Annotated in this window: 4 protein-coding genes and 2 pseudogenes; 3 read left to right on the top strand and 3 right to left on the bottom strand. The window is 74.3% G+C overall.

Annotated features, from left to right (window positions below):
• Window positions 1-10: 10 nt before the first annotated feature.
• A pseudogene (locus RM555_RS26275) lies at window positions 11-139 on the top strand (tyrosine-type recombinase/integrase); the annotation flags it as partial.
• On the opposite strand, the pseudogene dapF reads toward RM555_RS26275, so the two are convergent.
• The 3 genes and pseudogenes from dapF to RM555_RS26260 all read right to left on the bottom strand — a co-directional run.
• Window positions 109-675, bottom strand: a pseudogene (gene dapF, locus RM555_RS26270) (diaminopimelate epimerase); the annotation flags it as partial. The pseudogenes RM555_RS26275 and dapF overlap by 31 nt on opposite strands.
• Window positions 676-682: 7 nt before the next feature.
• Window positions 683-1,609, bottom strand: coding sequence for a tRNA (adenosine(37)-N6)-dimethylallyltransferase MiaA (gene miaA, locus RM555_RS26265; protein WP_311414252.1), 927 nt, complete (start codon window positions 1,607-1,609; stop codon window positions 683-685).
• Entirely contained in the window at window positions 1,606-2,325 is a 720-nt protein-coding gene (locus RM555_RS26260) for a class III extradiol ring-cleavage dioxygenase family protein (protein WP_311414251.1), read from the bottom strand. Before RM555_RS26260 ends, miaA begins: the two co-directional genes overlap by 4 nt.
• Window positions 2,326-2,657: 332 nt before the next feature.
• Between RM555_RS26260 and RM555_RS26255 the strand changes: the two genes are divergently transcribed.
• Both RM555_RS26255 and RM555_RS26250 read left to right on the top strand, forming a co-directional pair.
• Window positions 2,658-3,866, top strand: coding sequence for a DUF349 domain-containing protein (locus RM555_RS26255; RefSeq protein WP_132232950.1), 1,209 nt, complete (start codon window positions 2,658-2,660; stop codon window positions 3,864-3,866).
• 371 nt (window positions 3,867-4,237) lie between these two features.
• Entirely contained in the window at window positions 4,238-5,842 is a 1,605-nt protein-coding gene (locus RM555_RS26250) for a cellulase family glycosylhydrolase (protein ID WP_311414250.1), read from the top strand.
• Window positions 5,843-6,000: the final 158 nt, after the last annotated feature.

Here is a 6,000-nt window from a genome sequence, read left to right as displayed (position 1 = left end):
CGCGGCGTAGATCATGCGGTTGCTGGGTCACGCGTCGTTGGCGTCGTCGCAGACGTACATCGAGGTGACGGCCGGACAACAGCGCGACGCGGTGCGGTCCAACCGTACCAATCGGGCGTTGGCGGGGAAGACCGCCGGGTCGACGTCGGGGGCCCGGGTGAGGTCGAGCGCGGTCAGCTCCAGCCCGGCCGGCAGCGCGCAGACCAGGTGCGGGTTGCCCACGTCCACGGCCGTGCCGGGCAGGGTCAGCCCGCCGAGGGTGGCGGTCGCGGTGTCGTACAGCCGGGGGCGGCGCATCTCGACGGCGATGGCGTCGGCCGTGACCAGCGCGCGCACGACGCCGGCCCGGGTGGCCACTGGCAGCGCGCCTTCCGCCGGCTCGGCCAGCCCGGAGGCGACCAGGTAGCGGACGAAGACCCGGGCGCCGTTGCCGCACATCTCCGCGAACGACCCGTCGGCGTTCCAGTAGTCCATGAACCACTCGGCCTCGCCGGCCGTCGCGGCGCCCTCCGGGTGGGCGGCCGCCCGGACCACCCGCAGCACGCCGTCGCCGCCGAGGCCGCGCCGCCGGTCGCAGAGGGCCGCGACCAGCCCCGGTGTCAGGTCGAGCCGGTTGTCCGGATCGGGGAGGATGACGAAGTCGTTGCCGGTGCCGTGGCCCTTGGTGAACTGCACGCCCCCATCATCGCGCAGCGGCGGGGAGCAGGCGCAGTGCGGCCGGGATCAGCTCCGGCGCCGCCGAGTCCAGCCAGTGGATCCGCGGGTCGCGGCGGAACCAGGACCGCTGCCGCCGGACGAAGCGCCGGGTGGCCCGGACGGTCTCGTCGTGCGCCTCGGCCTCGGTCAGCTCCCCGGCGAGGAGGCGCAGCACCTGCTGGTAGCCGAGCGCCCGGCTGGCCGTACGCCCCTCGGGCAGGCCGCGCCCCACCAGGTCCCGGGTCTCGGCGACCAGCCCGTCGGCCCACATCCGGTCCACCCGCAGGGCGATCCGCTCGTCCAGCAGCGCGGTGTCCAGGTCCACGCCGAGTTGCACCGAGGGGTAGTACGGGGTCGGTTCGGGCAGCGCGGCGGTGAACGGCGCCCCGGTCAGCTCGATGACCTCCAGGGCGCGCACGATCCGCCGGCCGTTGCCGGGCAGGATCCCCGCCGCGGCGGCCGGGTCGGCCTCGCGCAGCCGGGCGTAGAGGGGCGCGGGGCCGACCTCGGTCAGCTCCCGTTCCAGCCGCTCGCGCACCGCCGGGTCGGTGCCGGGGAACTCGAAGCGCTCCAGCACCGCCCGCACGTAGAGGCCGGAGCCGCCGACCAGCAGCGGCACCCGGCCACGGGCCAGGACGTCGTCGACGGCGGCGCGGGCCAGCCGCTGGTACTCGGCGACGCTCGCCGGCTCGGTGACGTCCCAGATGTCCAGCAGGTGGTGCGGCACCCCCTCGCGCTCGGCCGGGGTGAGCTTGGCGGTGCCCACGTCCATGCCCCGGTAGAGCTGCATCGAGTCGGCGTTGACCACCTCGCCGTCGAGGGCGTGCGCGAGGGCGATGCTCAGCGCCGACTTGCCGGCCGCCGTCGGCCCGACCACGGCCACGACCGTCCCGGCCGGTGGGCGGGTGGTCACGCCGGCGTCCAGGACGACACGAGGTAGGCGACGCCGTACGGCGCCGAGTGGTGGCGCAGCTCGCCGCGCCAGTCGCCGCCCGTCGCCCGGACCGCGCCGGCCAGCACCTGCCAGGGCGCCCGCCCGGCGGCCTTCAGCTCCGCCGACAGGACCGGGTCCAGGTCGAGCAGGGCCTCGGCGTCCGCGTCGGCCAGGGCGCGGGCGACCCCGTCGTCGTACGCCTCGGCGCGCGGGTCGTCGTAGCCGGGCGACTTCGGGCCGCGGCAGGCCGACCCGTCCCCCGTCACCAGCAGGGCGGTACGCGGCTCCGTGGCCGCGCCGAGCGCCGCCCCCAGCTCGGCGCACTCCGCCGGGGCGGCGTCGGACGCGACGGAGCGGGCCAGCCGGGGCAGCTCGGTGCGGGAGCGGCCGACCAGCCACGCGCCGATGGTCAGGCTCAACGGCAGCCGCTCGCCGCCGGCGCAGTTCACCTTCCACAGCCGCACGGCCCGGTCGAGGCCGTACCGGCGCAGGGAGCCGTGGTCGGCCGCGTTGAAGCGGGTGGTCTCCGGCCCGCCGCCGACCAGGACGATCACCTCGGGACCGGCGGCGAGCAGCCCGGCGACGGCGGCGTCGCAGGCGGCGCGGAGCTCGTCCAGCTCGGGTGCGGCGGCACCGGCCAGCTCGGGGACGATCAGCGGCGGGTGGGGGCAGACGGCAGCGGCGACCAGGGGCACCCGGCAACGGTATCGGCACGACGGCGCCCGGCGCCCCGCACCCGGGCTCTTCGAGCCGCCGCTGCCGGCCGGTCCCCGCCGACGGGCCGCCTGCGTGGCCGGGGTCGCCACGCCGACGACGACGCCCGCCCGTCCGGCACGTCGTACGCCGGATTCCGACACTCCTCCCAGGGAGCCTGTCCGCGGGCGCTAGGACACCGTATGGTCACGGTCGGCGATAGGCGCTCGACGGGAACGGGGTCGTACCTGTGACAATGCCGGGGGAAACTTTGCTGCGCCGTGGCGGCGATCGCGGGACTGCTCCCCGACGCCGGGAGAACGAGGATGGGCACATGAGCGACTGGACTGCCTTCGGACGGGTGGACGCGGACGGCACCGTGTACGTCAAGACCGCCGACGGCGAGCGGGTGGTCGGATCCTGGCAGGCGGGAGCGCCCGAGGAGGGGCTGGCCCACTTCGCCCGCCGCTTCGACGACCTGGTGACCGAGGTCAACCTGACGGAGGCCCGGCTCAACTCGGGTGCCGCCGACGCCGGCCATTCACTGACCACCATCCGGCGGATCCGCGCGTCGCTGGCCGAGGCGCACGTCGTCGGCGACATCGACGCGCTGGCCGCCCGGCTGGACCGGCTCGCCACGGTCGCCGAGGAGAAGGCCGGCGAGGCCAAGGCCGCGCGGGACGCCGCCCGCGGCGAGGCGCTCGCCCGCAAGCAGGCCCTCGTGGAGGAGGCGGAGAAGCTGGCCGCCGAGTCGACCGGCTGGAAGACCGCCGGGGACCGGCTCAAGGAGATCCTCGACGAGTGGAAGACCATCCGCGGGGTCGACAAGAAGGCCGACGGCGAGCTGTGGAAGCGGTTCGCCGCCGCGCGTGACGGCTTCACCCGCCGCCGGGGCGCCCACTTCGCCTCCCTCGACGCGCAGCGCAAGCAGGCGCAGACGGTGAAGGAGGAGCTGGTCGCCGAGGCCGAGAAGCTCAAGGACTCCACCGACTGGGCGGCCACCGCCAACCAGCTCAAGGAGCTGATGAACCAGTGGAAGGCCGCTCCCCGGGCCTCCAAGGAGGCCGAGCAGAAGCTCTGGGAACGGTTCCGGGGCGCGCAGGACGAGTTCTTCACCCGGCGCAGCGAGGTCTTCTCCGCCCGCGACAACGAGCAGCGGGGCAACCTGGAGCGCAAGCAGGCACTGCTCGCCGAGGCCGAGGCGCTGGACGTCGACGGCGACCCGAAGGGCGCGCAGGCCAAGCTGCGGGAGATCCAGGCCCAGTGGCACGAGGCCGGCCGGGTGCCCCGCGAGGCGGCGGCCGGGCTGGAGCGCCGGCTGCGCGCGATCGACGAGAAGGTCCGCGAGGTGATGGACTCCGCGTGGCGGCGCACCACCAAGGAGGACAACCCCCTGCTCGCCCAGATGCGCGCGCAGGTCGCCGAGGCCGAGGAGCGGCTGGCCCGGGCCCAGGCGGCCGGGGACGCCCGGCGGGTCAAGGAGGCCGAGCAGGCACTGGCCTCCAAGCGGCAGTTCCTCCAGCTCGCCGAGCAGGCCGGCTGAGCCGGGCCGACCCACCCCCGGCGCGCCCCGAGTCACCTCGGACCGAGCCACCACGGAAGCCCCCGATCCGCCACGGGCCGGGGGCTTCCGCCTGTCCGCCCGCCGCCGCCCGGGCCGGGCACGCGACGGTTGACGCATCGAGGCGGGCTGATCAGAATGGGCGGCGGAGCCAGGTCCGGCACCGGCGCGAGGGCGCCGGCGGCGCACACCGCGTCGTCGGGGGACGCCGGTGGTACCGCGAGCGGCCGCATCCCACGTGGCACGTCCCGTCGCGCCCTGTCCGCGTACTCCCTGAGGGAGCGTGACGGCCGTCGCCCGGTTCCCGCCCGCGCCGCCGGTGGCGGCGGCGGGCAGTTCGAAGTGGAGCTCGCATGCACCGACGCAGCGCCCTCGGCGGCGCGATCACCGCGCTCGCCACCGCCGCGGCCGGCGTCCTCGTCGCCGCCGCCGTCAGCACCGCCCCGGCCGTCGCCGCCCCCGCCGGCACCGGGACCGGCTACCTGCACACCAACGGCAACAGGATCGTCGACAGCACCGGCGCGACGGTACGCATCACCGGCATCAACTGGTTCGGCATGGAGACCGACAACAAGACCTTCCACGGGCTGTGGTCCACCAACCCGTGGCGGGGACAGATCGACAAGATGGCCAGCCTCGGCTACAACACGCTGCGCGTGCCGTACTCGAACGACGCGCTGAAGCCGGGCGCCACGGCCAGCGGCATCAACGACTTCGTCAACCCGGACCTGGTCGGGCTCTCCCCGTTGCAGATCCTCGACAAGGTGATCGACTACGCCGGCGGCAAGGGGATGCGGGTCATCCTCGACCGGCACCGGCCGACATCGGCCGGCCAGTCCGCGCTCTGGTACACCCCGACGGTCTCCGAGGCGACCTGGATCAACGACTGGAAGATGCTCGCCCAGCGGTACGCCGGCAACACCACGGTGATCGGGGCGGACCTGCACAACGAGCCGCACGCCGAGGGGACCAACCCGGCGGCCACCGGCGCGTGCTGGGGCTGCGGCGATCCGGCGCGGGACTGGCGGCTGGCCGCCGAGCGGGCCGGCAACGCGATCCTGTCGGTGCAGCCGAACTGGCTGATCTTCGTGGAGGGCGTGAGCTGCCCCAGCGGGGGCCTCTCGAACGTCTGGGACAACGATCCGAGCAACGACGAGGACTGCGGCTGGTGGGGCGGCAACCTGACGAAGGCCAAGGACTTCCCCGTCCGGCTCGACGTGCCGAACCGGCTGGTCTACTCGCCGCACGAGTACGCCACCTCGGTCTTCGAGCAGAACTGGTTCAAGTCCCCCGACTTCCCGACGAACCTGCCGGGGATCTGGGACAAGTACTGGGGTTACCTCTACAAGCAGAACATCGCGCCGATCATGATGGGCGAGTTCGGCAGCACCCTGGCCGACCCCCGGGACAAGGTGTGGCTGGAGAAGCTGATGGCCTACACCGGCACCGGGGTCGACGGGATGTCCTTCACCTACTGGTCGTGGAACCCGAACTCCGGTGACACCGGGGGCATCGCGCTCGACGACTGGACGAACATCAACACCACCAAGCAGGCCATCCTCCAGCCGTACCTGATCGCGCCGGTGGGCGGCGGGGGCGGCCCCACCGGCACGCCGACGGCGACGCCGACCTCGTCGCCGCCTCCGCCGACCGGTGGCTGCACCGGCGCGTACCGGCAGGTCAACGCGTGGCAGGGCGGCTTCCAGGGGGAGCTGACGGTGACGAACACCGGCACGGGCCCGGTCAACCCGTGGCAGGTCACCTGGGCCTGGCCGGCGGGGGTGAGCCTGGCCAGCGGTTGGAACGCCACGGTGACCCAGTCGGGCACCACGGTGACGGCGGCGGCGCCGACCTGGGCGGGCGCGCTGGTGCCGGGCGCCTCGGTGACCGTCGGCTTCACCGCCAACGGTCCGTCCGCCGCGCCGGGCGCGGTGAAGCTCAACGGCGTCGCCTGCTGATCCGCCCCTGACGATCGGCGGCCACCCCTCCAGGTGGCCGCCGATCTTCGTGCAGGTAGGGGCGACCTTTACATCGACGGGCATCTGTGTTTACATCGGGAAAGCGCTTACCCGATCGGTCGTGAGCGCCAGCACGGGAGCCACAACTTCGCGTAGCC

It is taken from the genome of Micromonospora reichwaldensis (assembly GCF_031845925.1).
Taxonomy (GTDB): domain Bacteria; phylum Actinomycetota; class Actinomycetes; order Mycobacteriales; family Micromonosporaceae; genus Micromonospora; species Micromonospora reichwaldensis.
Note: the sequence above shows the minus strand (reverse complement) of the source record. Positions and strands in the feature narration are given on the sequence as shown.

What these genes read in the sequence shown, in the direction of transcription:
- RM555_RS26250 (WP_311414250.1), top strand. Translation starts at nt 4,238, where the DNA reads ATGCACCGACGCAGCGCCCTCGGCGGCGCGATCACCGCGCTCGCCACC.
- RM555_RS26255 (WP_132232950.1), top strand. Translation starts at nt 2,658, where the DNA reads ATGAGCGACTGGACTGCCTTCGGACGGGTGGACGCGGACGGCACCGTG.